The organism is Paraburkholderia sp. CNPSo 3274 (assembly GCF_024206475.1).
Lineage (GTDB): Bacteria > Pseudomonadota > Gammaproteobacteria > Burkholderiales > Burkholderiaceae > Paraburkholderia.
On the sequence record NZ_JAMBPR010000070.1, the window covers coordinates 51,741 to 77,388 of the forward strand.

24 protein-coding genes and 1 pseudogene are annotated in these 25,648 nt (G+C 64.8%); 12 read left to right on the forward strand and 13 right to left on the reverse strand.

All coding sequences use genetic code 11. From position 1 onward, the window contains the following. The first annotated feature begins 77 nt into the window (after window positions 1-77). From M3I54_RS34470 to M3I54_RS34500, 7 genes are all read left to right on the forward strand, one after another. Complete coding sequence (locus M3I54_RS34470; protein WP_254343890.1) at window positions 78-1,007, forward strand: inner membrane protein YpjD; 930 nt, start codon at window positions 78-80, stop codon at window positions 1,005-1,007. A gap of 22 nt (window positions 1,008-1,029) precedes the next feature. Next, window positions 1,030-1,356, forward strand: coding sequence for a PP0621 family protein (locus M3I54_RS34475; protein ID WP_254343892.1), 327 nt, complete (start codon window positions 1,030-1,032; stop codon window positions 1,354-1,356). Further along, complete coding sequence (gene ampD, locus M3I54_RS34480; protein WP_254343894.1) at window positions 1,353-1,991, forward strand: 1,6-anhydro-N-acetylmuramyl-L-alanine amidase AmpD; 639 nt, start codon at window positions 1,353-1,355, stop codon at window positions 1,989-1,991. The genes M3I54_RS34475 and ampD overlap by 4 nt, the downstream gene beginning before the upstream one ends. A gap of 560 nt (window positions 1,992-2,551) precedes the next feature. Further along, on the forward strand, window positions 2,552-5,542 hold the full coding sequence (locus M3I54_RS34485) for a ribonucleoside-diphosphate reductase subunit alpha (RefSeq protein WP_254343896.1): 2,991 nt from the start codon (window positions 2,552-2,554) through the stop codon (window positions 5,540-5,542). A 553-nt stretch (window positions 5,543-6,095) separates the two neighbouring features. Then, window positions 6,096-7,319 (forward strand): ribonucleotide-diphosphate reductase subunit beta, encoded by a 1,224-nt coding sequence (locus M3I54_RS34490; RefSeq protein WP_254343898.1) that lies wholly within the window; start codon window positions 6,096-6,098, stop codon window positions 7,317-7,319. 93 nt (window positions 7,320-7,412) lie between these two features. Continuing rightward, window positions 7,413-7,739 carry a hypothetical protein gene (locus M3I54_RS34495; protein WP_158758655.1) on the forward strand — a complete coding sequence of 109 codons (327 nt, stop codon included), beginning with the start codon at window positions 7,413-7,415 and terminating at the stop codon, window positions 7,737-7,739. A gap of 29 nt (window positions 7,740-7,768) precedes the next feature. Further along, a complete protein-coding gene (locus M3I54_RS34500) occupies window positions 7,769-8,347 on the forward strand; it encodes a histone H1-like DNA-binding protein (protein WP_254343899.1) in 579 nt (192 codons plus the stop codon). A gap of 261 nt (window positions 8,348-8,608) precedes the next feature. Here M3I54_RS34500 and M3I54_RS34505 read toward each other — a convergent pair whose 3' ends face one another. The 10 genes from M3I54_RS34505 to M3I54_RS34550 form a co-directional block, all read right to left on the reverse strand. Further along, window positions 8,609-9,085, reverse strand: a complete 477-nt coding sequence (locus tag M3I54_RS34505) for a glycine zipper 2TM domain-containing protein (protein ID WP_254343900.1) — start codon at window positions 9,083-9,085, stop codon at window positions 8,609-8,611. Window positions 9,086-9,128: 43 nt separating this feature from the next. Further along, window positions 9,129-10,070, reverse strand: coding sequence for a carbohydrate kinase family protein (locus M3I54_RS34510; RefSeq protein ID WP_254343901.1), 942 nt, complete (start codon window positions 10,068-10,070; stop codon window positions 9,129-9,131). A 90-nt stretch (window positions 10,071-10,160) separates the two neighbouring features. Further along, window positions 10,161-10,661, reverse strand: a complete 501-nt coding sequence (gene tpx / locus M3I54_RS34515) for a thiol peroxidase (RefSeq protein ID WP_254343902.1) — start codon at window positions 10,659-10,661, stop codon at window positions 10,161-10,163. A gap of 102 nt (window positions 10,662-10,763) precedes the next feature. After that, window positions 10,764-12,125 carry a DUF3426 domain-containing protein gene (locus M3I54_RS34520; protein ID WP_254343903.1) on the reverse strand — a complete coding sequence of 454 codons (1,362 nt, stop codon included), beginning with the start codon at window positions 12,123-12,125 and terminating at the stop codon, window positions 10,764-10,766. 136 nt (window positions 12,126-12,261) lie between these two features. After that, a complete protein-coding gene (gene prmA, locus M3I54_RS34525) occupies window positions 12,262-13,158 on the reverse strand; it encodes a 50S ribosomal protein L11 methyltransferase (protein ID WP_254343905.1) in 897 nt (298 codons plus the stop codon). Window positions 13,159-13,161: 3 nt separating this feature from the next. Then, window positions 13,162-14,529 (reverse strand): acetyl-CoA carboxylase biotin carboxylase subunit, encoded by a 1,368-nt coding sequence (gene accC, locus M3I54_RS34530; RefSeq protein ID WP_254343907.1) that lies wholly within the window; start codon window positions 14,527-14,529, stop codon window positions 13,162-13,164. Window positions 14,530-14,676: 147 nt separating this feature from the next. Further along, the gene (gene accB, locus M3I54_RS34535; protein WP_254343909.1) at window positions 14,677-15,144 is read right to left on the reverse strand and encodes an acetyl-CoA carboxylase biotin carboxyl carrier protein; all 468 of its coding nucleotides are present in this window, start codon (window positions 15,142-15,144) and stop codon (window positions 14,677-14,679) included. Window positions 15,145-15,241: 97 nt separating this feature from the next. Further along, window positions 15,242-15,694 carry a type II 3-dehydroquinate dehydratase gene (aroQ, locus tag M3I54_RS34540; RefSeq protein WP_254343911.1) on the reverse strand — a complete coding sequence of 151 codons (453 nt, stop codon included), beginning with the start codon at window positions 15,692-15,694 and terminating at the stop codon, window positions 15,242-15,244. Window positions 15,695-15,888: 194 nt separating this feature from the next. Next, window positions 15,889-16,461 carry a TlpA disulfide reductase family protein gene (locus M3I54_RS34545; RefSeq protein ID WP_254343913.1) on the reverse strand — a complete coding sequence of 191 codons (573 nt, stop codon included), beginning with the start codon at window positions 16,459-16,461 and terminating at the stop codon, window positions 15,889-15,891. A gap of 11 nt (window positions 16,462-16,472) precedes the next feature. Beyond that, a complete protein-coding gene (locus tag M3I54_RS34550; RefSeq protein WP_254343917.1) occupies window positions 16,473-17,117 on the reverse strand; it encodes a UDP-N-acetylmuramate--alanine ligase in 645 nt (214 codons plus the stop codon). A gap of 249 nt (window positions 17,118-17,366) precedes the next feature. On the opposite strand from M3I54_RS34550, the gene mpl reads away from it, so the two are divergent. From mpl to mtgA, 5 genes are all read left to right on the forward strand, one after another. Further along, a complete protein-coding gene (gene mpl / locus M3I54_RS34555; protein ID WP_254343934.1) occupies window positions 17,367-18,758 on the forward strand; it encodes a UDP-N-acetylmuramate:L-alanyl-gamma-D-glutamyl-meso-diaminopimelate ligase in 1,392 nt (463 codons plus the stop codon). Further along, window positions 18,755-19,330, forward strand: coding sequence for a YqiA/YcfP family alpha/beta fold hydrolase (locus M3I54_RS34560; RefSeq protein ID WP_254343918.1), 576 nt, complete (start codon window positions 18,755-18,757; stop codon window positions 19,328-19,330). Before mpl ends, M3I54_RS34560 begins: the two co-directional genes overlap by 4 nt. An 80-nt stretch (window positions 19,331-19,410) precedes the next feature. After that, complete coding sequence (locus tag M3I54_RS34565) at window positions 19,411-21,543, forward strand: ribonuclease catalytic domain-containing protein (protein ID WP_254343919.1); 2,133 nt, start codon at window positions 19,411-19,413, stop codon at window positions 21,541-21,543. Further along, entirely contained in the window at window positions 21,540-22,430 is an 891-nt protein-coding gene (gene aroE / locus M3I54_RS34570; RefSeq protein ID WP_254343920.1) for a shikimate dehydrogenase, read from the forward strand. The genes M3I54_RS34565 and aroE overlap by 4 nt, the downstream gene beginning before the upstream one ends. Window positions 22,431-22,466: 36 nt before the next feature. Then, window positions 22,467-23,240 (forward strand): monofunctional biosynthetic peptidoglycan transglycosylase, encoded by a 774-nt coding sequence (gene mtgA, locus M3I54_RS34575; RefSeq protein ID WP_254343922.1) that lies wholly within the window; start codon window positions 22,467-22,469, stop codon window positions 23,238-23,240. Window positions 23,241-23,339: 99 nt separating this feature from the next. Here the strand turns inward: mtgA and queF are convergent, their stop codons facing one another. From queF to M3I54_RS34590, 3 genes and pseudogenes are all read right to left on the reverse strand, one after another. Next, window positions 23,340-24,164 carry an NADPH-dependent 7-cyano-7-deazaguanine reductase QueF gene (queF, locus tag M3I54_RS34580; protein WP_254343924.1) on the reverse strand — a complete coding sequence of 275 codons (825 nt, stop codon included), beginning with the start codon at window positions 24,162-24,164 and terminating at the stop codon, window positions 23,340-23,342. After that, window positions 24,161-25,081, reverse strand: a complete 921-nt coding sequence (locus M3I54_RS34585) for a 5'-nucleotidase (RefSeq protein WP_254343926.1) — start codon at window positions 25,079-25,081, stop codon at window positions 24,161-24,163. The genes queF and M3I54_RS34585 overlap by 4 nt, the downstream gene beginning before the upstream one ends. 12 nt (window positions 25,082-25,093) lie before the next feature. Continuing rightward, window positions 25,094-25,648 (reverse strand): annotated as a pseudogene (locus M3I54_RS34590) (threonine ammonia-lyase, biosynthetic); the annotation flags it as partial.

Genomic DNA, 25,648 nt, shown 5'->3' on the forward strand with positions numbered 1-25,648 from the left:
CCGCGCACGCAAAACGGGAAAGCGCCGCGATTCGTCGCGATCCCGCGCGGCCAGGGGGCCTATAGTAAACTTCGAACATGGATATTGTACTGTATGCCCTCACCATGCTCCTGTACGGCGGATTGTGCGCCGCCGACTGGCGTGCGCTGCGCCGCGCGGGCACCGCGCCGCTGCTAGGCAGCGTGCCGCCCGTTCCGGTGACGGTCGGCGCGGGCGGCGACGCCGTGCGCGCGCGGACCTTCGGCCCGCTTTCCCGTGCGCTGCTCTTCGTCGCGCTCGCCGCGCACGGCGTGCTGCTGCACATGACGATCTTCCCCGCCAACGAAATGGTGTTCGGCTTCGCGTTTGCGTTGTCGGCCATGTTCTGGCTCGGCGCGGGCATCTACTGGATCGAGAGCTTTTTCTTTGCGCTCGACGGCCTGCGTCTCTTGCTGCTGCCGTTGGCCGCGGTCGCGTCGATCCTGCCGCTCGTGTTCGGCGGCGTGCGCGTGCTGCCCTATGCGGCCGCGCCGATGTTCAAGCTGCACTTCGTCATCGCGAATGTCGCCTATGGGCTCTTCGCGATCGCCGCGTTGCATGCGGTGCTGATGCTCGCCGTCGAGCGCCGGCTGCATGCGCTCAAGGGCGCCGGCTTCCAGCGCAACGCGAGCAATCGCGGCGGCGGCTGGCTCTCGAACTGGATCGAGACGTTGCCGCCGCTCCTCACGATGGAAAAGCTGCTGTTCCGCCTGATCGGCGCGGGCTTCGTGCTGCTCACGGCCACGCTCGTCTCCGGCATCGTGTTCAGCGAGCAGTTGATCGACCGGCCGCTTTCGCTCGATCATAAGACCGTCTTCGCGATTCTTTCGTGGCTGATGTTCGGCGCGCTGCTCACCGCGCGCAAGATTTCCGGCTGGCGTGGCCGCGCTGCACTGCGATGGGTGATCGCATCGTTCATCGCCTTGCTGCTCGCTTATGTGGGCAGCCGTTTCGTCTTCGAGGTGCTGCTGCACCGCCCTGTGGTTTGAGTCGCATGAGTCGCGTGTTCCGATGAGACAGATTCTTCTCCTCGTACTGTTGTTCGTGGTCGGACAGTGGTTCGTCAAGGCGCTGCGCCGTGCGCAGACGCAAACGCGTGCCGGTGCGCAACCGGGGCAAGGCGCGCAGCCGGAGCAGGGCGCCGCGCGCAACGCCAATGGCGGCGCGAGCGCGAGCGGTAAAGCTGCGCTGCCCGAGCCGATGGTCCGCTGCGCCGAGTGCGGTGTGCACGCGCCGCGCAGTGAATCGGTGAATGTCGGCACGCGCTCGTTCTGCAGTTCCGAGCACGCGCGCGCCTACGACGCGCGCACCACGGCCCAGGATCGCCCCGCACGATGAGCGCTGCCGCATCGCCAGGCTTGCCAGGATCGCGCGCGTACGAAGTCGATGCGCAGGGCTGGGTGCCCGGCGCGCGCCACCTGCCTTCGCCCAACTTCGAGGCCCGCCCGCAAGGCGCCGTGCCGACGCTCATCGTCGTCCACAACATCAGTCTGCCGCCCAACGTCTTCGGCGGCCCTGAGATCGCCGATCTCTTTCTCAACCGCCTCGACTGCGACGCGCATCCTTACTTCGATGCCAACCTGCGCGGCGTGCGCGTCTCGGCGCACTTCGTCATTCATCGCGATGGCGCCCTCGAGCAGTTCGTCTCGTGCGACGAGCGCGCGTGGCACGCGGGCGCGTCGAGCTTCTTCGGGCGCGAGCGCTGCAACGATTTCGCCATCGGCATCGAGCTGGAAGGCAGCGACACGACGGCCTTCGAGGCGCCGCAATACGCCACGCTCGCGGCGCTCGTGAAGGCGCTCGTCGCGCACTATCCGATCGAGGCGCTGGCGGGCCATTCGGACATCGCGCCTGGGCGCAAGACCGATCCCGGCCCGCACTTCGACTGGGCGCGCCTCAAACACGATACGCAGCTCGCCGATGCCAGCTTCCCCTATATCCAGGGGCACGGCGCTCAGAACGCGGCGTCGTGACACGCTCAAGCGCCCGCTAAACCCTCGCCAGCTGCACAAGAAATAAGCACCTCTCGCGCGCAAACGCAGGGTCTTTGCGCGCGTCTCGCAGACCACTCGAAGGGGGGGCTCGCCGCCAAGGCCCGCGCTGCTTGGCTTGTAGCCTTGTCAAGATAGGACCAGCAAAAAAAGCCGTTTGATCGTATTGTTTCTTCCACTATACTTTGTACCTGAAACAAGGCTTCACACCATATGTTGTGTTGTACTGCGGCGCCCCGCTTCACGCGCAAGGCGCCGCGCGCGTTACCAGCATAGAAAAAACAGAAACTTTGTACGGTGCCGTCGGCCGAGAGAACCGGCGCACCGGCTGTAATCGAGAGAGAAGGTACAGCCAATGATCGCGACATCCACGATGAAGACCGAAGCAGTCCGTGTTTCATCTGCCTTGTCGCATCCGGCAGCCTCGCCAGGCTGGACTTTCTTCTCTGCCCGATCGCGCGTGCTCACGGGGGCACGGCGTCGGCGTCCGTACTAATCCGCGAACTCTCTTCGCACCTTTCCAGGACCCAGGAGCTTTGCACATGCAAACGACCGATAACGTCTCGACCCGGTATGAAGGCGCGCCCGCCGCGCACGCACTGGGTGGCCAACCGCAAGACGGCCAGACGAGCGCGCAGCAGTTCGCCGACCACAAGGTGATTCGCCGCAACGGTAGCGTGGTGTCGTTCGAACCTTCGAAAGTCGCGATCGCGATGACGAAGGCCTTCCTCGCCGTGAACGGCGGCCAGGGCGCGGCTTCGGCGCGCGTGCGCGAGCTCGTCGAGCAGCTCACGCAGAACGTCGTGCGCGCACTCGTGCGCAGCCGTCCGAACGGCGGCACGTTCCATATCGAAGACATCCAGGATCAGGTCGAACTCGCGCTGATGCGCGGTGGCGAGCACAACGTCGCGCGCGCCTACGTGCTGTATCGCGAGAAGCGCAACCAGGAGCGCGCGCAAGCGCCGGAAACGGCAGCGAGCGCAGCGCCCGGCATCAACGTCACGGACAACGGCGTGACGCGCCCGCTCGACATGCAAGGACTGCGCGCGCTGATCGTCTCGTCGTGCGACGGTCTCGGCGACGCGGTCAACGCTGACCCGATCGTCGCGGAAACGGTGAAGAATCTGTACGACGGCGTGCCGATGACCCAGGTCTACGACTCGGCCATCCTCGCTGCGCGCACGATGATCGAAAAGGACCCGGCGTATAGCCAGGCGACCTCGCGCATCCTGCTGCACACGATCCGTCGCGAAATTCTCGAAGAGGAAGTGACGCAAGCCGAAATGGCCGCGCGTTACGCCGACTACTTCCCGCAGTTCATCAAGCGCGGCGTGGAAGCCGGCCTGCTCGACGACAAGCTCCAGCAGTTCGACCTCAAGCGTCTCGGTAACGCGCTCGACGCGAGCCGCGACCTGCAGTTCGGCTACCTCGGCCTGCAGACGCTGTACGACCGCTACTTCCTGCACGTGCACGGCACGCGCATCGAAATGCCGCAGGCATTCTTCATGCGTGTCGCAATGGGCCTTTCGCTCAACGAGATCGACCGCGAAGCGCGCGCGATCGAGTTCTACAACGTGCTCTCGTCGTTCGACTTTATGTCGTCCACGCCCACGCTGTTCAACTCGGGCACGCACCGCTCGCAGCTCTCGTCGTGCTATCTCACGACGGTTGCCGACGACCTCGACGGCATCTACGAAGCGCTCAAGGACAACGCGCTGCTCTCGAAGTTTGCCGGCGGTCTGGGCAACGACTGGACGCGCGTGCGCGCGCTCGGCTCGCACATCAAGGGCACCAACGGCAAGTCGCAAGGCGTCGTGCCGTTCCTGAAGGTCGTGAACGACACGGCTGTGGCCGTGAACCAGGGTGGCAAGCGCAAGGGCGCGGTGTGCGCATACCTGGAATCGTGGCACCTCGACATCGAAGAATTCCTCGAGCTGCGCAAGAACACGGGCGACGACCGCCGCCGCACCCACGACATGAACACGGCGAACTGGATTCCCGACCTGTTCATGAAGCGCGTGATGGAAGGCGGCGACTGGACGCTCTTCTCGCCCTCGACCTGCCCGGATCTGCACGACAAGTTCGGCGCCGAGTTCGAACAGGCTTACACGGCTTACGAAGAGAAGGTCGCGCGCGGCGAGATCAAGCTGTTCAAGAAGCTGCCGGCCGCGCAACTGTGGCGCAAGATGCTCGGCATGCTGTTCGAAACCGGCCATCCGTGGATCACGTTCAAGGATCCGTGCAACATCCGTTCGCCGCAGCAGCACGTGGGCGTCGTCCACTCGTCGAACCTGTGTACGGAAATCACCCTGAACACCAGCGACAGCGAAATCGCCGTCTGTAACCTGGGATCGGTGAACCTGGTCGCGCACATGGTCGAACAGGCCGACGGCACGTACGCACTCGACCACGACAAGCTCAAGCGCACCATCGGCGTGGCGATGCGCATGCTCGACAACGTCATCGACATCAACTACTACGCGGTGTCGAAGGCGCGCAACTCGAACCTGAAGCACCGTCCGGTGGGCATGGGCATCATGGGCTTCCAGGACTGCCTGCACGTTCTGCGCACGCCGTTTGCTTCGCAAGAAGCCGTGGAGTTCGCCGACCGCTCGATGGAAGCCGTCTGCTACTACGCGTACTGGGCGTCGACGGAGCTGGCAGCCGAGCGCGGCCGCTACTCGACCTACCGCGGCTCGCTGTGGGATCGCGGCATCCTCCCGCAGGACACGCTCAAGCTGCTCGCCGAAGCGCGCGGCGGCTACGTCGAAGTCGACTCGAGCGAGTCGATGGACTGGACGTCGCTGCGCGAGCGCATCGCGACGCACGGCATGCGCAATTCGAACTGCATCGCGATCGCACCGACCGCGACCATCTCGAACATCATCGGCGTGTCGCCTTGCATCGAGCCGACGTTCCAGAACCTTTACGTGAAGTCGAACCTCTCGGGCGAATTCACGGTGGTGAACGACTACCTGGTGCGCGACCTGAAGGCACGCGGCCTGTGGGACGAAGTCATGGTCGCCGACCTGAAGTACTTCGACGGCATGCTCTCGCGTATCGACCGCGTGCCGGCCGATCTACGCGCTGTGTATGCAACGGCGTTCGAAGTCGACCCGACGTGGCTCGTCGAAGCCGCATCGCGTCGTCAGAAGTGGATCGACCAGGCGCAATCGCTGAACATCTTCATGGCGGGCGCATCGGGCAAGAAGCTCGACGAGATCTACAAGCTCGCATGGGTGCGCGGTCTGAAGACCACGTACTACCTGCGCACGATGGCGGCGACGCACGTCGAGAAGTCGACGGTTGCGCACGGCGCGCTCAACGCCGTGCCGACGGGCGGCGAAGGTGGCGGCAATGCGGGTGGCGCGTTCGGCGGTGCAACGGGCGGCGCATTCGGCGGTGCAGCAGGGTCGACCACGATGCACGCCGCACCGGAAGCCGCGGTTGAAGCGGCACCGGAAGCAGATGGCCCGGTGTGCATGATGCGTCCGGGCGACCCCGGCTTCGAAGAGTGCGAGGCTTGCCAGTAAAGCGGGTTGAGCATGATGCGTGCGGTGCAACGCCGCGCGCATCATGCGAGGACCAAAGCATCGGTAGTAAACAGTAGTAGAAGCAGTCGCAGCGAGATGTAACAACGAAAGAGGCGCGCGCAATGCGCGCCGACTCTCCCGGCAACTCGCACCACGCGCGTTGCAGTACGCGAATGAGGCAACAGGAAGGAATCCCTGGAGTTTCTCGCAGGGACAAGACTCAGGCCGCGCGAGCTTCCAGCGCCGCGCGCGGCAAGCAGTGAGCGGCGAGTGAAAACGCACTCGCAGCGCGAGCGAAAAGCGCGCGGCGAACATCGTCTTTCACACACGCTCTCGATGTCGCGAAGACCTTCGAAGCACATCGCACATGCGAAGTGAGCACGCCGAATCAGTGCTCTCTACACAGTGCTCACGCGATGCAATCGACACGATGCGATAACAAAGTGTTGTATCGAGGTCGCAACGCGAATCGAAAACAGGATTTTTCGTGTGCGAACCCTTTTATCGCTCACGAAAAGATGGTACAAACCGATCTAAATTGATGGTGACATTTATGCTCAACTGGGATGACGAGATCACGGCCGTAACTCCGTCGAGCGGTGCGCAGGAAAACGCAATGCGCAACCCCGCGGGTCAGGCTGTCCAGGCTGCCGAGGTGCAGTTTGGTCTGCGTTCCGCTCCTCAGGCTTCCACGGCGACCAACATCTTCGCCAGCGACTTCGCCGTCGCACCGCCGCCGCAAGCGCCGGTCTCGACCGAAGCGCGCGTGAATGTCGCCGACAAGCGCATCATCAACGGCCAGACCGACGTGAATCAGTTGGTCCCGTTCAAATACAAGTGGGCTTGGGAAAAGTACCTTGCGGGCTGCGCGAACCACTGGATGCCGCAGGAAATCAACATGTCCCGCGACATCGCCCTCTGGAAAGACCCCAACGGTCTGACCGAGGACGAGCGCCGCGTCGTCAAGCGCAACCTCGGCTTCTTCGTGACCGCCGACTCGCTCGCCGCGAACAACATCGTGCTCGGCACCTACCGGCACATCACGGCGCCCGAATGCCGCCAGTTCCTGCTGCGCCAGGCGTTCGAAGAGGCGATCCACACGCACGCCTACCAATACATCGTCGAGTCGCTCGGTCTGGACGAAGGCGAGATCTTCAACGCGTACCACGAGGTCAAGTCGATCCGCGACAAGGACGAGTTCCTGATCCCGTTCATTCATACGCTGACTGATCCGTCGTTCAAGACCGGCACGCTCGAAGCCGACCAGAATCTGCTCAAGTCGCTCATCGTGTTCGCCTGCATCATGGAAGGCCTGTTCTTCTATGTGGGCTTCACGCAAATTCTCGCGCTCGGCCGCCAGAACAAGATGACCGGCGCCGCGGAGCAGTACCAGTACATCCTGCGTGACGAGTCGATGCACTGCAACTTCGGCATCGACCTCATCAACCAGATCAAGCTTGAAAACCCGCACCTGTGGACCCCGGCGTTCCGTGCGGAGATCACCGAACTGTTCAAGCATGCGGTCGACCTCGAGTACCGCTACGCCGAGGACACCATGCCTCGCGGCGTGCTCGGTCTGAACGCATCGATGTTCAAGAGCTATCTGCGCTTCATCTGCAACCGCCGTTGCCAGCAGATCGGTCTCGATCAGCTGTTCCCGAACGAAGAGAATCCGTTCCCGTGGATGAGCGAGATGATCGACTTGAAGAAGGAACGCAACTTCTTCGAGACGCGCGTGATCGAATATCAGACGGGCGGTGCGCTGTCCTGGGAGTAACCCGGGCGCACTGCGGTGCAAGTCTTTTGGGGTTGCCGGCAGGCGCCGTGCAGGCGCCTGGACCGGCATGATGATTAGGAGCAGGAACGCCTGATGCAAAGCATGCCCGGAGCCAGGTTGGCTCACCGACGTGACAGGCACTTTGCGAACCCTTCAGAGGGATGGGCAAACTTCCCCCCGGAAAAGCGCGCAGGCTTCGCGTGTTGTGAGGCCGCCGCTTTCAACGAACGTTGCCCGGTGTCGGTAGCCGACGCCGGAATGACTTGGCGCGCTGTGCCTCGTGGCACGGCGCGCCTTACCGCATTCATTAGCGTAAGCGCGCGGGATCAGCGTACGCCGATGAATAGCCCGCTTCGCAGCGTGCGCCGTGAGAAGCGTTCGCGGGAAGCGGGTTTTGACGAAGGGTGTAGTTTGAACTGACTCTCATCTGAACCTGAAGGAGAAAAAAAATGGCTATTGCCAAGAAGAAACCGGCGGCTAAGAAGGCCGCAGTGAAGAAGGTTGCAGCGAAGAAGGCAGCTCCGGCGAAGAAGGCCGCAGCGAAGAAGGTCGCGGTCAAGAAGGTCGCAGCCAAGAAAGTCGCCGTGAAGAAGGTTGCTGCGAAGAAGGCAGCACCGGCGAAGAAGGCCGCAGCAAAGAAGGTTGCAGCCAAGAAAGTCGCCGTGAAGAAGGTTGCTGCGAAGAAGGCAGCACCGGCGAAGAAGGCCGCAGCGAAGAAGGTTGCAGCCAAGAAAGTCGCCGTGAAGAAGGTTGCTGCGAAGAAGGCAGCGCCGGCGAAGAAGGCCGCGGCCAAGAAGGTTGCTGCGAAGAAGGTCGCAGCCAAGAAGGCGCCTGCGAAGAAGGCTGCTGCCAAGAAGGCTGCGCCTGCGAAGAAGGCTGCCGCCAAGAAGGCTGCCAAGAAGGCGCCTGCGAAGGCCGCTGCCGCACCTGCTGCCCCTGCTGCGCAACCGTCCGCGCCCGCAGCAACGGTCAAGACTGCCCTGAATCCGGCCGCTGCATGGCCGTTCCCGACCGGCAGCCGTCCGTAAGCAGTCCGAGACGAAGCGCGCAGGCTACATCGTTCGCGCGCTTCGTTGGCCGGGCCGGGCGGCTTGATGCGCAAGGCTCGATCCCGATCCCGTCGCTGGGTTGTCCGCGGCGGGATTTTTTTCGTCTGGACTTCGTAATACTTGGTGTGAGGCCACGCTCATGCCGCGCGCGGGCATGAAAAAAGGCGCATGCACAGGGGAGCACATGCGCCTGAGGTTCCGCATCCGGCGCGAGGCGCCGCTGCGGTACAGGGGAAAACGTTAGTGCGTGACGCGCGTCGCGCCGCCGCTCGAGAGCAGTCGCACGCGGTCGCCCGCGTTGAAGACTTCACCGGTCGCGGTTTGCGTGATGGCGCGGTAGTCGCCGTTGTCGAGGCGCACCGTGATCTCGAGGCCGTCGCGCATGGCCACGCCGTTCTCGACCGCGTTGCCGGCCACGGCGCCCGCAATGCCGCCAATGATGCCGGTGACGATCGAGCCCGTGCCGCCGCCGATCTGACTGCCGGCCACCGCGCCGAGCGCGCCGCCACCGATCGCGCCAAGGCCGCTAGGCTGGCCGTTGTTCGAGCTGATCTTCACCGCGCGCACGCTTTCGACCGTGGCCATACGCACCGTTTGCTCGCGCTGCGCCTGCGAGGCCGTGTACACATCGGCAGAACTGCTGTTATAGGCGCAGCCCGACATCGCGAGCGACCCCGCGATCGTGGCTGCAACAATCAGACGACTCGTTATTTTCATTCCCGTAGCTCCAATGGGCGCCGTTCGTGTGCGGCTCCCGCGTTCAGTTCGGCAGTTCGTAGCCGAATGCCTCCTTGAACCGTTCGTTGATTTGCGCCCGCGTGGGCGCATAGTTTTGCGGACCGAGATGCTCGATCTTGAGCGCGCCCATCAGGCTCGCGAGACGCCCCGTGGTTGCCCAGTCGAGGCCGTTCTCGATGCCGTAGAGCAGGCCGCCGCGGAAAGCGTCGCCGCAGCCGGTCGGGTCGAGCACCTGAGCGGCCTTGACCGGAGGAATCTCCTCGATCTTGCCGCTGTGGTAGATCTGCGAGCCGTGCTCGCCGCGCGTGATGATCAGCGCGTCGACATGGCTGGCGATTTCGTCGAACGACCAGCCGGTGCGATGGCTGACAAGGTTGGCTTCGTAGTCGTTGACCGCTACGTAGGTCGCAAGTTCAATGGCGCGGCGCAAAGACGCGCCGTCGAAGAGCGGCAGGCCCTGGCCCGGATCAAAGATAAACGGCACGCCAGCCTTCGCGAACTGCTCGACGTGCTGAACCATGCCGTCGAAGCCGTCCGGCGCGACGATGCCGAGCTTGATGCCGGGCGCTTCGTCGGCGCGGTTCAAATGCGATTGCATCATCGCGCCCGGGTGGAACGCGGTGATCTGGTTGTTCTCGAGGTCGGTCGTGATCATCGCCTGTGCGGACCACGTATCGTCCAGCACGCGCACGTGCGCCTTCGAGAGGCCGAGCGTGTCGAGGCGTTCGAGGTACGGGCGCGCGTCGGCGCCGCCGAGCGTCGCCATGATGCGTGCGTCGCCGCCGAGCAGATGCAGCGAGTACGCGATGTTGCCGGCACAGCCGCCGAACTCGCGGCGCATCGTCGGCACGAGAAAGCTCACGTTCAGGATGTGCACCTGCTCGGGGAGGATGTGCTCCCGAAAGCGACCCTCGAAGGTCATGATGTTGTCGTAGGCGAGCGAGCCGCAGATCAGCGTAGCCAAGGCGGGAATTCCTGTAGGGCGTGGTAGGGGAAGGGGGCGGCGCACTGGCCTGGCAATGCAGGCTCCGGGAGAGTGTGCGCCGCCGCCGGATTACTTCAGCGCGGCGAGTGCGGCGTCGTAGTTCGGTTCGTTCTTGATTTCGCTCACGCGCTCGGCGTGCAGGACGTTGTCGTTTTCGTCGAGCACGACGACGGCGCGCGCGGTCAGGCCGGTGAGCGGGCCGCTCGTTACATCCACGCCATAGGCTTGCGCGAATTCATGGCCGCGGAAGGTCGAGGCCGTGACGACGTTGGCGATGCCTTCGGTCGTGCAGAAGCGCGAAGCGGCGAACGGCAGATCGCCCGAGATCACGACGACAGCCGTGTTGTTGAGGCCGGCAGCGGCTTCGTTGAACTTGCGCGTGGAGGTGGCGCAGGTCGGCGTATCGAGGCTCGGCACGATGTTCAGCACCTTGCGCTTGCCGGCGAAATCGGCGAGCGAGACAGGCTTCAGATCCTTGCCGACGAGCGAGAACGCCGGGGCCTTCTGGCCGACGCTCGGGAAGGTGCCGGCGACGTCGATCGGGTTACCGCCTAGCGTGACTTGACTCATGATGTGCTCTCCGGGAATGCATGTTGTGGTAAATGGCGCGCCCGAAGCGGGACGCCGGGAAACGCGCGAGGCACGCCAGTGCGCCCGCGCACAGACGGAAAATCAGGGGTAGAAAATTTCGATGCGGAAGTTCGATGCCACCACGTCGCCCGTGTCGAGCCGCACGATCATGGTCTGCGTGGTGCGTGCGGGCAGACCGGCTTCGATGGGCGTGCCGGGCGTGACGTAGTCCTGCGGCCACAGGACGCGCCGCACGACGATGTTGTTCTGCCGGTCGAGCAGCGAAAGCTCGATGGCGGGATATGCGAGCGCCACGTTGAAGCGGTTGCGCAGCGGTACCTTCAGTTCGAGGTGATGCGGCTCGTTGTCGACCTGGCGCAGATCGGACGGCTCGACCAGCAGGCCGTCGATGTCGCGCGGCGGCAGCACGCGACAGCCGAGCTGCTCGCACGCCTGCTGATAGAGCGGCTGCGAGTCGGGCCAGTAGACCATGACCGTTTCACGTTGCCACCACGCGAGCTGCACGACGAGCAGCGCGAGCAGCAGGATGGCGAAGAGCGTGCCGAGAATGCGCCAGACGAGGCCCCGCGAACCGCGCGGGCGGGCGGGCGCTTCGCGGGTGACGGCGAAGGGCGAGGTGCCGTCGTTGGGCGAGAGCGCGCTGAACGCAGGCTCGGGTGCGGCTTCGCGAGTGCGAGGGCCGAGTGCGGGCTCAGGGTCGTTCATGCGAGCCGCAGCCGATGCTTCGTTGGCCGAAAAGGTTGGCTCGGTTGGGCCGCTCGTGCCCAGATTCGGCTCGCTGCGCGTCCAGCGCGTGGCGGGCGGGAAGGGCTCGGCGGCTGCGGGCTGCTGGGGCGCCGCCGGTGCTGCTGCTGGTGCCGTCGGCGCGTGCGGCGCATCTTGCGCTGCGCGCCCAAGCGTCGGTTCGTCGTCGAAGACGATCCGCGACTCGTGTCCGGGCGTAATCCCAGGCGTGGCGCCAGGGGTAATGCTTGCCCCTGGTAGTTTGTCGGCGTTGTATTTCAGGCGCGGATCGAGCTGATTGTCCTGTGGCGGCGCCCACGGGTCCCACGTGCGATTCGTGAAATCGGGTGTGGCGCTCAGCTGCGGAGGTGGCTCGTGCGATGGCGCTACTGCTGCGGGCTCATTCGCCTGACCAGGCTGAACATCGGGCTGCTGCGAAGTGGGCTGTGACGCAGACTGCGACGCGAACTGTGAGGCGAGTTGTGAAGCGAGTTGTGAAGCGGGCTCCGATGGCGCCGCTGTCAGGCTGGCCGCGATTTCAGCCGCAACGGGCACGGCGCGCGCGAAGTCGCCGCCTTCCGGCATCTCGTACAAACTGCCCGAGGCATCGAACGCTTCCTGACAATGTCCGCAACGCACGAGGCCGCGCCGCACCGCGAGCTGCGTGGGCTGGATGCGGAATACGGTTTCACAGAAGGGGCAGCGCGTTGCCAGAAGCATGTGGGCCGAGGATCTGGGTAGACCGGAGGATTGGTGATACCCGCATTCTACTGGCAATCCACCGCAGTCTACGACTTCGGGCGTGCCGCTTGGGGCTCGATCAGGCTCGCGCGAGCCTGATCGGAAAGCAAAGGGATTACGCGCGCCGCGTGCCCGCGAGGCAGACCCAGCCTTCGTGTTCGCGCCAGACCGAGATGTCGATCCACTGCGCGTACACCTGCGCGACTTCCTCGGCCTGGCGCGCGAGGATGCCCGAAAGTGCGATGCGCCCGCCCGGCTTCACGCGCGAGGAGAGCATCGAGGCCATCAGCTTGAGCGGATTCGAAAGAATGTTGGCGACGACGATGTCGAACTCGCCGGCGGGGCAATCGTCGGGCAGGCCGTAGGTGACCTCCGCGCGATTGCGCTCGCTGTTGTGGCGCGCCGACTCGACCGCCTGCGGGTCGATGTCGATGCCGATCACCGGATTCGCACCGCACTTCTTCGCGAGGATCGCGAGGATGCCCGAGCCACAGCCGTAGTCGAGCAGCGAATTGCCGGGCTGCACGTGCTGTTCGAGCCATTCCATGCACAAACGCGTGGTGGGATGGCTGCCCGTGCCGAAGGCGAGGCCCGGGTCCAGCTCGAGCAGGAGCGCGTTCGGGTCCGGGGCATCGTGCCACGACGGCACGACCCAGATGCGCTCGCCGATCTGGATCGGGTCGAACTGCGATTGCGTCAAACGCACCCAGTCCTGCTCCTCGACTTCGCGCAGCGAGAACTTCGGCGTTTCGGTGAGACCCAACTCGTTCGAAGCGGCCGCGAGCAGCACGGCAGGATCCTGATCGGCGCCGATCAGCGCAATCACGCGCGAATGCTGCCACGCGGTGCGATCGGGGGTGAGCCCCGGTTCGCCGAAGAGCGGTTGCTCGTCGGGCGTGTCGGCGTCGGCGTCTTCCACCGACACCGAGAGGGCGCCAAGCTCGATCAGCGCGTCGGACAGTGCCTCCGCGCGATTGCGATCCAGCTCGACGATCAGTTCCCGGTAGCTCATGAATTACGCTTCGTCCTTCTTCACTGCCTGACGTTCGGCCAGACGGCTTTCGAGGTAGTGAATGCTCGTGCCGCCTTCGACGAACTTCGCGTCGAGCATCAGCTCGCGATGCAGCGGGATGTTGGTCTGGATGCCTTCGACCACCATTTCCGAGAGCGCGATGCGCATGCGCTGAATGGCCTGCTCGCGCGTGGCGCCGTAGGTGATCAGCTTGCCGATCATCGAATCATAGTTCGGCGGCACGAAATAGCCATTGTAGGCATGCGAGTCGACGCGCACGCCCGGACCACCCGGCATGTGCCACGACGTCAGACGGCCCGGCGACGGCGTGAACTTGAACGGATCTTCCGCGTTGATACGGCACTCGATCGCGTGGCCCTTCAGCTGAATGTCGCGCTGGCGGAACGAGAGCTTCTCGCCCGCGGCAATGCGGATCTGCTCCTGCACGATGTCGATGCCCGTGATCAACTCGGTGACCGGGTGCTCGACCTGCACGCGCGTGTTCATTTCGATGAAGTAGAACTCGCCGTTTTCATACAGGAACTCGAACGTGCCCGCGCCGAGGTAGCCCATCTTTTTGCACGCGTCGGCGCAACGGTCGCCGATGCGATCGAGCAGGCGGCGCGCGATGCCCGGCGCCGGCGCTTCCTCGATCACCTTCTGGTGGCGGCGCTGCATGGAGCAGTCGCGCTCGCCGAGCCACACGGCGTTCTTGAATGAGTCCGCGAGAATCTGGATCTCGATGTGACGCGGGTTCTCCAGGTACTTCTCCATATAGACCTGCGAGTTGCCGAACGCACGGCCGGCTTCCTCGCGAGTCATGTTGACCGCGTTCACGAGCGCCGCTTCCGTGTGCACGACACGCATGCCGCGCCCGCCGCCGCCGCCCGCCGCCTTGATGATGACGGGGTAGCCGATCGCGCGAGCGATCTTCACGATTTCTTTCGGATCGTCGGGCAGTGCGCCTTCCGAACCCGGCACGCAGGGCACGCCGGTCTTGATCATGGTCTGCTTCGCCGTGACCTTGTCGCCCATCATGCGGATCGTTTCCGGGCGCGGGCCGATGAACGTGAAGCCCGACTGCTCCACACGCTCGGCGAAATCGGCGTTCTCGGAGAGGAAGCCGTAACCGGGGTGGATCGCTTCTGCGTCGGTGACTTCGGCCGCGCTGATGAGCGCCGGCATGTTCAGGTAGCTCAGGTTCGAAGGCGCCGGGCCGATACAGACCGCCTCGTCGGCGAGCTTCACGTACTTGGCTTCCTTGTCGGCTTCCGAATAGACGACGACCGTCTTGACGCCGAGTTCGCGGCACGCGCGCTGGATGCGGAGCGCGATTTCGCCACGATTGGCAATGAGGATTTTTTCAAACATGGTGGGTATTCGACTCATCAAAGGGCGTCGCAAGTCGTATGAGCGGACGCCTCAGAGGATCGGTCGCGTGCGTCGCCATCATGGGGCGCCAAACGCGACAAACGCGGCGCGGCCAAAAAAGAAGGCCGCCGCCGCGCGCAGAAAAGCTTAGGCGATCACGTAGAGCGGCTGGCCGTATTCGACTGCCTGGCCGTTCTCGACGAGGATTTCCTTGACCACGCCGGACGCGTCCGACTCGATCTCGTTGAGCAGCTTCATCGCTTCGATGATGCAAAGCGTCTGGCCTTCCTTGACCGTGTCGCCAACCTGGACGAACGGGTCGGCGCCCGGCGACGGCGCGCGGTAGAACGTGCCCACCATCGGCGAGGTCACGATATGGCCTTGCGGCACAGCGGGCGCTGCGGGGGCGGCTGCGGCAGCGTCGCCGACATGGGCGGGCGCTGCGAGCGGAGCGCCCATCATCGGCGCCCCGTATTGCGCGGGGCCCGGCTGCACGTAAACGGGCGGCGCGTTCTTGACGATGCGCACCTTGCCTTCACCCTCGGTCACTTCGAGCTCCGAGATGCCCGATTCGGAGACGAGGTCGATCAGAGTCTTCAGCTTACGTAGATCCATGGTGCAGCCCCTTTTACTTTGAATACGTGAAGTGCCGGGGCGCGCGCGTCCCGACACGGGTTGTTGTTCAGGTATTGACGGTCATCCGGCGCGGGTATCAGGCCGCCGACCGGGCAGCGAGCCGGTCGAGCGCGTATTCGAGCGCGTAGAGATAACCCTTCCAGCCGAGGCCGCAAATCACACCTTCGGCCTGGTCGGAAAAATACGAATGGTGCCGGAAGGACTCGCGGCGATGCACGTTCGACAGGTGAATCTCGACGAACGGGATGCCGACGCCTGCCAGCGCATCCCGGATCGCGACGCTCGTATGCGTGTACGCGGCCGGATTGATCAGGATGAAGTCGGTCTGCTCGGTGCGGGCCGACTGAATGCGGTCGATCAGCGCGCCTTCGTGGTTGCTCTGGAAGGTCGCGAGCTCGACGCCGGCGTCCGCCGCGCGGTCCGAGAGCGCCTGATCGATCTGCGGCAGCGTCACGCGCCCATACACCTCCGGTTCCCGGGTGCCGAGAAGATTGAGGTTGGGGCCGTGCAGAACCAGCAGTCGCGTCATGGTCGCTTCTTTTTCCGTGGAATTGCGCGAACTTTAGCGCCGATTAGAGAATTTTGTCTAGTTTTCCGATAAGACGATATGGCCCCGACCATGCCTTGCGGCGAGGGTCCGGGCCGATCTTCAGTCAAATGACAGGATTCACACGGCAAAATCTGCGCTACGGCGCTTAAGATTGTGCCAAATATTCCGCTGCGTCAAAGCGCATCGAGGGTGCGTCGAAGCTCGTCCGGCTTGATTTGTCCTAATTTTGTTGCACGAACGGCGCCGTTCGCGTCGATTACCACCGTGTAAGGTAAGCCGCCCGCATTGTTGCCGAATGCGCGCGCGACGTCCGCGCCGCCGAAGCCGGCGATGTAGATCGGGTAATCGACGGGCACCTTCTTGAGGAACGTCTTGATGTTCGTAGCCGAATCCACGCCTAAGCCGACGAACTGAATACCCTTCTTCGCGTATTCACGCTGGAGCGCGGAAAGCTCCGGCATTTCCTCGACGCACGGGCCGCACCATGAGGCCCAGAAGTTGACCACGATCGGCCGGCCCTTGTAGATGGCGAGCGATTGCGGCTTGCCGTCAGGGTTCGTGACCGCCGCCGACCAGAGTTGGCCGACCGCGTTCTGCTTGCCGCTCGCCGACGCTGCGCTTACCGAGGCCGAGCTTACCGAGGCCGCGTCGGCGCTGCCGCTCGTTGCCCAGTGCCCAGCCAGTATGCCGCCGCCTGCGGCGATCGCCGCTACTGCCACGCCGGCCAGAATCCGCTTCGTATTCATCGCTGCCGTTTTCAGGTTGTGGAAGAAGTGGCGCCGCTCTCGTCGATCAGCGCCTGGAGGGCCTGCGCATTGGCGCGTGGCAGCCTGCCACGCGCGTCGGCGCGCACGGCGCCGCGCAAGTCGTCCGTATTGTAGAGCGCAACGTGTATGCCCACCGGCTCCTCGGCGCGTGACGGACGCCACATGAAGCTGAGCGTTTCCACGAGGCCGCGCGCCGCGAAATGGCGCGTTTCCGACACGTCGTACTGCACGTTCGCATTCAGGAGCCAGATCGCGACATCCTTCGCGTTGTCACAAAAAATCTGCAGATGGATGTCGGAGTGTTCGCCCGCCGTGCCGTTGAGCACCGCGCCGGTCAGGAACGGATTGAACGCCTCAAGCCGCTGCATCCATTCGAGCGCGATCTCGCGCAGGCGGCGCAGCACCGCCGGCTGGCTGTCGCTCTGAAAGAGTGCCTGATATTCGCGGATCTCTTCCTCGATCTGATCGTTGTCGGGCAGCCAGGTGCCTTCGATACGCGTTTCCCCCACCACCTGCCGGGCTGCCTTGCGTTTGGCGGTGGCGTAGTCGAGGCCGTCCTCGGCGATCATCCTTGCTGCCGCGATGGCGATTTCCTCGCGCACGCGCTGGGGATCGAAATGTGATCTGCGAACCATCCTTTAATGATACTAGAGATCGCCCTGGGCTCCCGTCGGCGGCCGCTGCGCCGCACCCGCTGCCGGGGTGGCCTGGGATTTTCCGTCGCTGTGAGAGCCTTGGTCGAGCCAATAGGGCTCGGGGCCTCGGGTACAATACCCCTCTTTGCTGCGGCGGCGCAGGGCTGGCGTCGTTTCAGCTTCTCCATCCTTTTCAACCCGATCAATCCGATCAACGCGTTCACGACGCCCGCGCGGCGCGACAGGCTTATGCACATCCATATCCTCGGCATCTGTGGCACGTTCATGGGCGGACTCGCGGTGCTCGCGCGCAGCGCGGGCCACACGGTGACCGGCTGCGACGCCGGCGTGTACCCGCCGATGAGCACCCAGCTCGAAGCGCAGGGCATCCGCCTCATCGAGGGTTACGACGCGAGCCAGACCGAGCTCAATCCCGATCTCTACGTGATCGGCAACGTGGTCACGCGCGGCAACCCGCTGATGGAGGAGATCCTCAATCGCGGCTTGCCGTACACCTCGGGTCCGCAGTGGCTCGGCGAACACGTGCTGCGCGACAAGTGGGTGCTCGCGGTGGCGGGCACGCACGGCAAGACCACCACAAGCTCGATGCTCACGTGGCTGCTCGAAGACGCGGGCCTGAATCCCGGCTTCCTGATCGGCGGCGTGCCGCTGAACTTCGGCGTTTCGGCGCGCCTGACCGATTCGAGCTTCTTCGTGATCGAAGCCGACGAATACGACACGGCGTTCTTCGACAAGCGCTCGAAGTTCGTTCATTACCGTCCGCGCACGGCGCTGCTCAACAACCTCGAATTCGATCACGCCGACATCTTCCCCGATCTCGGTGCGATCGAAACGCAGTTTCATCATCTCGTGCGCACGATTCCGGGCGTTGGCCGCATCGTCACGAACGGCCGCTCGGACGCGCTCGAGCGCGTGCTCACGCGCGGCGTGTGGAGCGACGTGGAGCGCTTCGGCGTGGATGGCGGCTGGCAGGCGCAGCCTGCGGAGGACGGCGTGGCCGTGGACGAGCGCTTCGCCGTCTATCACAACAGCGAACGTGCAGGCGTGGTGGACTGGCAGATCCAGGGTGAACACAACCGCCTGAACGCGCTCGCGGCGATTGCCGCCGCGCGCAGCGTGGGCGTGCCGCCCGCGCAGGCCGCGGCCTCGCTCGCCACGTTCCGCAACGTGAAGCGCCGCATGGAAGTGCGCGGAAGCGTTGACGGCGTGACCGTCTACGACGACTTCGCGCACCATCCTACGGCCATCGAAACGACGATCGCCGGCCTGCGCACGCGCGTAGGCCACGAAAACACGCGCATCCTCGCCGTGCTCGAGCCGCGCTCGAACACGATGAAGCTCGGCGTGATGAAGGCGCAGTTGCCCGCAAGTCTCGCCGACGCCGACCTCGTGTTCGGCTATGGCGCACCGAGCGGCAAGGACGCGCTCGGCTGGGATCTGACGGGTGCGCTCGCGCCGCTTGGTGAGAAAGCCCGCGCTTTTCACGATCTCGAAGCGCTCGTGAAGGCGGTCGTCGCAGCCGCTCGCCCCGGCGACCAGGTACTCGTGATGAGCAATGGCGGCTTCGGCGGCGTGCATCAAAAGCTGCTCGACGCACTCTCGGCTCGGAGGGCGGCGTGATCGTCTATCTGCACGGCTTTCGCTCGTCGCCCCAGTCGTTCAAGGCACGCCTGCTGGCGGCGCGCATGGCCGAGCTGGGACGCAGCGGCGAATGGCTGTGCCCGACGCTGCCGGTTTCGCCGCAGGAGGCCATCGCGCTCGCCGAGCAGGAGATCGGCGAGCAATTGAAGCCGGGCGAGCGCGTCACGCTCATCGGCAGTTCGCTTGGCGGCTACTTCGCCACACATCTCGCGGAAAAGCACGGCTGGTGCGCCGCGCTGCTGAACCCTGCCGTGGTGCCTGACCGCGATCTGTCGAAGTATCTCGGCGAGCAACCGCTCTGGCACGGCGGCGGCAGCATCGTCGTCGAACCGCGTCATCTGGAAGAATTGCGCGCGCTGGCCGTTACGACAGTGACGCGACCCGCGCGCTACTATCTGATCGCCGCGACCGGCGACGAAGTGCTCGATTACCGCGAGATGCTCGCGCACTATCCGGGTGTGCCCACACACCTGATCGAAGGCAGCGACCATGGCATCAGCGAGTTCGCAGATTACGTCGACGAAGTGATCCGTTTCTGCGATACCGCCTGATGCGTGCGAACGCCTATATGTATACAGCACCGCCCGCGCGCCGCGCCGGCGGTCGAAGCAAGTCTGAACGAGAGTATTGAGTGAACGTTTTCTTTGAGGAATCGGGCAGTTTCAAGGCCGGCAGCGTACTGTCGCGCCAGGGCGATGCGTTTCAGGTCGAGCTGCCGGGCGGCCGGCGCGCCAAGGTGCGCGCGAAAGACGTGCTGATCGAGTTCGAGAAGCCGGCTGCGGGTGAACTGCTGGAGCAGGCGGACGCCGCCGCTCAGGAGATCGATCTGGACTTCCTGTGGGAATGCGCGCCCGCCGACGAATTCGCGTACACGGTGCTTGCCAGCGAGTACTTCGGCGAAACTTACGGCCCTGTCGAGCGCGCCGCGCTCGTGCTGCGCTTGCATGGCTCGCCCGTGTACTTTCGCCGCAAGGGGCGCGGCCAGTATCAGCGCGCGCCCGAAGAGCAGCTCAAGATGGCGCTGGCCTCGCTCGAGCGCAAGCGTCAGCAGGCGCTGGTTCAGGCCGGCTACGAAGAGGAGCTGAAGGCGGGCGGACTGCCCGACGCGTTAAAGGGTAAGGCGCTCGGACTCCTGACGAAGCCGGACAAGAACTCCATCGAATACAAGGCGCTCGAAGCGGCGGCCGCCGCGCGCGGCATTTCGATGCCGCGCCTCATGCTCGAGAACGGCGGGATCGCTTCGCCGCGCGCGCTGCACGAGGCACGCTTCCTCGCGGACTTCTTCCCGCATGGCACCGGTTTCCCGCCCGTCGAAGTGGGCACGCTGCCCGAGGATCTGCCCGACGCCTCCGAGCACGTGCAGGCGTTTTCGATCGACGACGTCACCACGACCGAAATCGACGACGCATTCTCGATCGAGCATCTGGCCGACGGCCGCGTGCGCATCGGCATTCACATCGCGGCGCCCGCGCTTGGCATCCAGCGCGGCGACACGGCGGACACGATCGCGCGCACGCGCCTGTCGACGGTCTACATGCCTGGCGACAAGATCACGATGCTGCCCGACGATTTCGTCGACGCGTTCACGCTCAAGGAAGGCGGTCTGCGTCCGGCGCTTTCGCTCTACTGCATCGTGAACCGCGAGACGCAGGAGATTGTCGCGACCGAAACGCGCGCCGAGCGCGTGTTCGTGAAGAGCAATCTGCGTCACAACACACTCGACGAAGTCGTCACCGAAGAGACGCTCGCAGCGGGCACGGGCGAGTATCCGCACAAGGACGACATCGCCGTGCTGTGGCCGTTCGCGCAGGCGCTGTTCGAGAAGCGTCAGCAGGCGCGAGCCGGCTACGGCCTGCGCCGCGAAGTCCAGCGCAACACCGACTTCAACTTCTACGTGGAAGGCGAGCATGTGACCATCTCGCCGCGCCGCCGCGGCTCGCCGCTCGACCTGATCGTCGCGGAACTGGCGATTCTCGCGAACTCCACGTGGGGCGCCTTCCTGCACGATCATGGCGTGCCGGGCATCTACCGCTCGCAGCGCGCGTTCGGCGCGCCGACCGGTCCCAAGCGCACGCGTATGCAAACCAATGCCGCGCCGCACGAAGGACTCGGCGTCGCGCAGTATGCCTGGAGTACGTCGCCGCTGCGCCGCTATGTGGACCTTGTGAATCAATGGCAGTTGCTCGCTTGCGTGGAGCACGGCGTGGCCGCCAAGCTCGTCGCGCCGTTCAAGCCCAAGGACGCCGATCTCTTCGCCGTCGTGCAGGGCTTCGACGAGACCTATACCGCATACGCCGACCATCAGCGCCGCATGGAGTACTTCTGGTGCCTGCGCTGGTTGCAGCAGGAAATGCGCGGTGAGGGCGGCCGCGAGGCGCGCCGCGAATTCCCGGCGAGCGTGGTGAAGGACGACCTCGTGCGCTTCGAAGAGGTGCCGCTGCTCATGCACGTACTCGCGCTTGGCGTGCATGCGCGCGGCACGCGCCTGATGATGGAAGTGCTGTCGATCGACGAGCTGACCATCGAGGCTTCGGTGCGCATGCTGCGCGTACTCGACGCGCCCGTCGTGACGAGCGGCGAGCAGGCCGAAGAGGAAACGGGCGAAGACGAAGAGCTGATCGAGGCCGCCGACGAGTCCGCGCAAAGCGAAGCGGAAGCCGTCGCGGAAGCAGGCGCTGGCGAAGGCGAAGGCGAGGCGGCAAGCGATGCGCCCGCGGCGGAAGAACAATCGAGCGAGCAGCACGCTACGGAGCCACGCGAATGAGCGTCAGCGAGTCGAAGCCTGTTGTGCACGCCGACCGGTACGCCGTAGTCGGCAACCCGGTCGCGCACAGCAAGTCGCCGTACATCCACGCGCAGTTCGCGCTGCAAACGGGTGAGCGCGTCGAATACGATCGCCTGCTCGCGCCGCTCGACGGTTTCGTCGAGAACGTGCAGGCATTTCACGCGGCGGGCGGCCGCGGCCTGAACGTGACCGTGCCGTTCAAGCTGGAAGCTCACGCGCTTGCGCAGAAGCTCTCGCCGCGTGCGGCGGCGGCGGGCGCGGTGAACACACTGCGCTTCGACGCAGACGGCATCTTCGGCGACAACACCGACGGCTTTGGCCTCGTGCGCGACGTCGAGGTGAACCTCGGCGTTTCGCTCGAAGGCGCGCGCGTGCTGCTGCTCGGCGCGGGCGGCGCGGCGCGCGGCGTCGTGCTGCCGATGCTCGAGCGCCGGCCACGCGAGATCACGATCGTGAACCGCACGGCGCCCAAGGCACACGCGCTCATCGAGCAGTTCGCAGGCGCGGCGGGCGAGTTCGGCTGCCTCCTCAACGGCGGCGGTCCCGAGGCAGTCTATCGCGACCCGGTCGATCCCAAGCCCTACGACGTGATCGTGAACGCGACGGCGGGCAGCCTCGATGCGGCCTTGCCCGAGTGCGACGAGCGCGCGTTCGGCACGCTCACGCTCGCCTACGACATGATGTACGGCACGCAGCCCACCGTGTTCATGCGCCGTGCGCAGGCACTCGGCGCGCGCGCTGCGGATGGCCTTGGCATGCTGGTCGAGCAGGCCGCCGAGTCGTTCTTCGTGTGGCGCGGCGTGCGGCCCGAGGGCGCGCCGGTGCTGGCGGCATTGCGCGCGCAGCTTGCCGCGCAGGCCGCGTAACGCTCAGCGCCTCTCGCACAAAACGGAGACGACGCCATGCGCAGGCAAGCCATCGATGCGCAAGCCGCGGCGGTCGCGAGCGGCAGTGGGCGGCGCGCGCAGTCCCGAAAACGTCCGGGCGCGCTGCGCTGGCTGACCTGGGTCGTCTCGGTGTTCGCGATTGCGTGGATCGCCACGCAACTCGTCTACTTCGCGCAAATCGCGCTCTGGAATTTCGTCGATCCGCAAACCACGGCGTTCATGCGCACCGACGCCGCGCGTCTTTCCACCGACCGCCCCGATCTCTCGATTCAGCACGAGTGGGTGCCGTACGACCAGATCTCGCGCAACTTGAAGCGCGCGATCATTGCGTCCGAAGACGCGAACTTCGTCAACAACAACGGCTACGAAACCGACGCCATCCTGGAGGCGTGGGAGAAGAACAAGAAGCGCGGCCATATCGTGCGCGGCGGCTCGACTATCACGCAGCAGCTCGCGCGCAACCTGTTCCTCTCGCGCGAGCAGAGCTACATCCGCAAGGGTCAGGAGTTCATCATCACGTGGATGCTGCAGACGCTGCTCGACAAGGAGCGCATCTTCGAGATCTATCTGAATTCGGTGGAGTGGGGCAACGGCGTGTACGGCGCGCAAGCCGCCGCGCGCTACTACTACCGCACGAGCGCAGCGAAGCTCACGCCGTGGCAGTCGGCGCGGCTCGCGGTGATGTTGCCGCGTCCCAAGTACTTCGACGAGCATCGCAACTCGGCGTATCTCGCGCAGCGCACCGCTGTGATTGCGCGGCGCATGGGGGCGGCTGAGTTGCCGCATTGAAGCGCCATCGAATCGCCACGCCAATGAAAAACGCGCCGTCTTTGCGGCGCGTTTTGCTTTGGCGTTTCGCCTGATCGAAAGACTGCGGCGATCCTGCCCTTACTGGCGCGCAAGCCGCGCGTTATCTGGCATCGGCAGGTTGAAGTTGGTGCGAAACGGATTGATGTCGAGGCCGCCGCGCCGCGTGTAGCGCGCGTAGACGGCGAGCCGGTCCGGTTTGCACTCGCGCAGGATGTCCATGAAGATGCGCTCGGCGCACTGCTCGTGAAATCCCGTGTGATTGCGGTACGAGATGATGTAGCGCAGCAGACCCGCCTGATCGATCTGCGGTCCGACGTAGTGGATCTGCACGCTGCCCCAGTCGGGCTGGCCCGTCACCGGGCAGTTCGACTTGAGCAGGTTCGAGATCAGCGTTTCTTCCACCGGGGCTTCGTCGAAGGCCGCCTTAAGAAGCGTCGGCTCCGGGTGATAGATTTCCGTGTCGAGATCGAGGCGATCGAGCGAAAGGCCGTTGAATTCCTCGAACGGGATCTTGCCGAACGCGCCCGGCTGCTCGAGCCGCACCGATACCGACGCGCCGCAAGCCGCCGTCACATCGCGCTTGATCGTGTCGCGCACGACGTCGGCGGATTCGAACGGCGTTTGCGCGAACGAGCCCAGGTAGAGCTTGAACGACTTCGATTCGATGATGTTCGGTGAGTCGGCGGGAATGAAGAACGTGGCGATCGCGATCTGCGGCTTGCCGCGCGCGTTGAGCCACGAAAGCTCGTAGGCGTTCCAGATATCGCTGCCGAAGAACGGCAGTTGCGCGCCTATGCCGATCTGTTCGCGCGCGCCCGCGCGCGGGATCGGGAAGAGGAGCGAAGCGTCGTATTGCTCGGTGTAGGTGGAGGCCTTGCCGAGCGGAGATTGGTCGGGAGTCATGATGCGTTGGCTTCGGTTGCGAGATTGGTCACGCCGCTTGCCACGTGCCCGGTGGCGGTGACCGAGCGCGCGGATTCGCAGTGGCGGATCTGGTCGTCGAAGAAAAAATCGGGTTCGAACTCGCGCAGGAACGGGCCTTTGTCGAGTCCGCCAAGGAACATCGCTTCGTCGATCTCGATGTTCCAGGCCATCAGCGTACGGATTGCGCGCTCGTGCGCGGGCGCTGAGCGCGCGGTGACGAGGGCGGTGCGGATGCGCATCTGCGCGTTTGCGTCGGCGAGCTTCTGCAGCCGGTTGAGCGCCGCCAGCAGCGGCTGCAGCGGGCCTTGCGCGAGCGGCAGTTCGCGGTTGTCGCGTTCGTGGCTCACGAAGGCACCGAGGCCATCACGCTGGAAGATCTGCTCCGCTTCGTCTGAAAACAGCACCGCATCGCCGTCAAACGCGATGCGAATCTCGTGCGCGTTGCGTTCCGCCATTGTCGCCGATTCAGGGAAGACGCGTGCGGCGGGGAAACCGGCGTCGAGCGCGCTCCTCACGTCGGCCGGATTCGCGGAAAGGAACAGCGAAGCGTTGAGTGGCTTGAGGTAGTGCCAGGGTTCGCGCCCGCGCGTGAACACGCCACGCTGGATGTCGAGCTCGTGCTCGCGGCACGAACTGAACGCGCGCAGGCCGCTGATGGGATCGCTGCGCGAGAGGATCACGACTTCCACATGATGCGCGCCGTTATTGAGCGCGAGCAGCTTGCGGATCAGCGCGAACGCCACGCCCGGCCGCGCGGGCACGTTCAGGCGCTCGCGCTGGAGCACCTCGTAGGCTCGCAGGTCGCCTGCCTCGAACACGCGGTTTTCCTCCTCGAAATCGAAGAGCGCACGCGACGAAATGGCGACGACGAGCTTGTCGGAAAGCGAAACGGACACGATGGCCGCTCGTTAGGCGAGGAACAACCGATACGCCGGATTGCTCGTCTCTTCCCACTGCGGATAACCGAGCGTGGCGAGGAAGCGGCGGAACTCGGCGTCTTCGGCTGCGGGCACCTGGATGCCCACCAGAATCGAGCTGTAGTCGGCGCCCTGATTGCGGTAGTGGAAGAGGCTGATGTTCCAGTTCGGCGCCATCGACGAGAGGAAGCGCATGAGCGCGCCCGGCCGCTCCGGAAACTCGAAGCGGAACAGGCGTTCGTCGTGCGCGAGCGGCGAGCGGCCGCCCACCATGTAGCGGATGTGCTGCTTCGACAGCTCGTCGCCGGTGAGATCGACGCTCGGAAAGCCGTGATCGACGAAGGTCTTCGCGATCAGCTGCGACTCGCCGCGGTTGCGGATCTGCACGCCCACGAAGATGTGCGCGCGTTCGGCGTCGTCGATGCGGTAGTTGAACTCGGTCACGCTGCGCGTGCCGACCAGCTCGCAGAAGCGCTTGAAGCTGCCGCGTTCCTCGGGGATCGTCACGGCGAACACCGCTTCGCGCGCCTCGCCCACCTCGGCGCG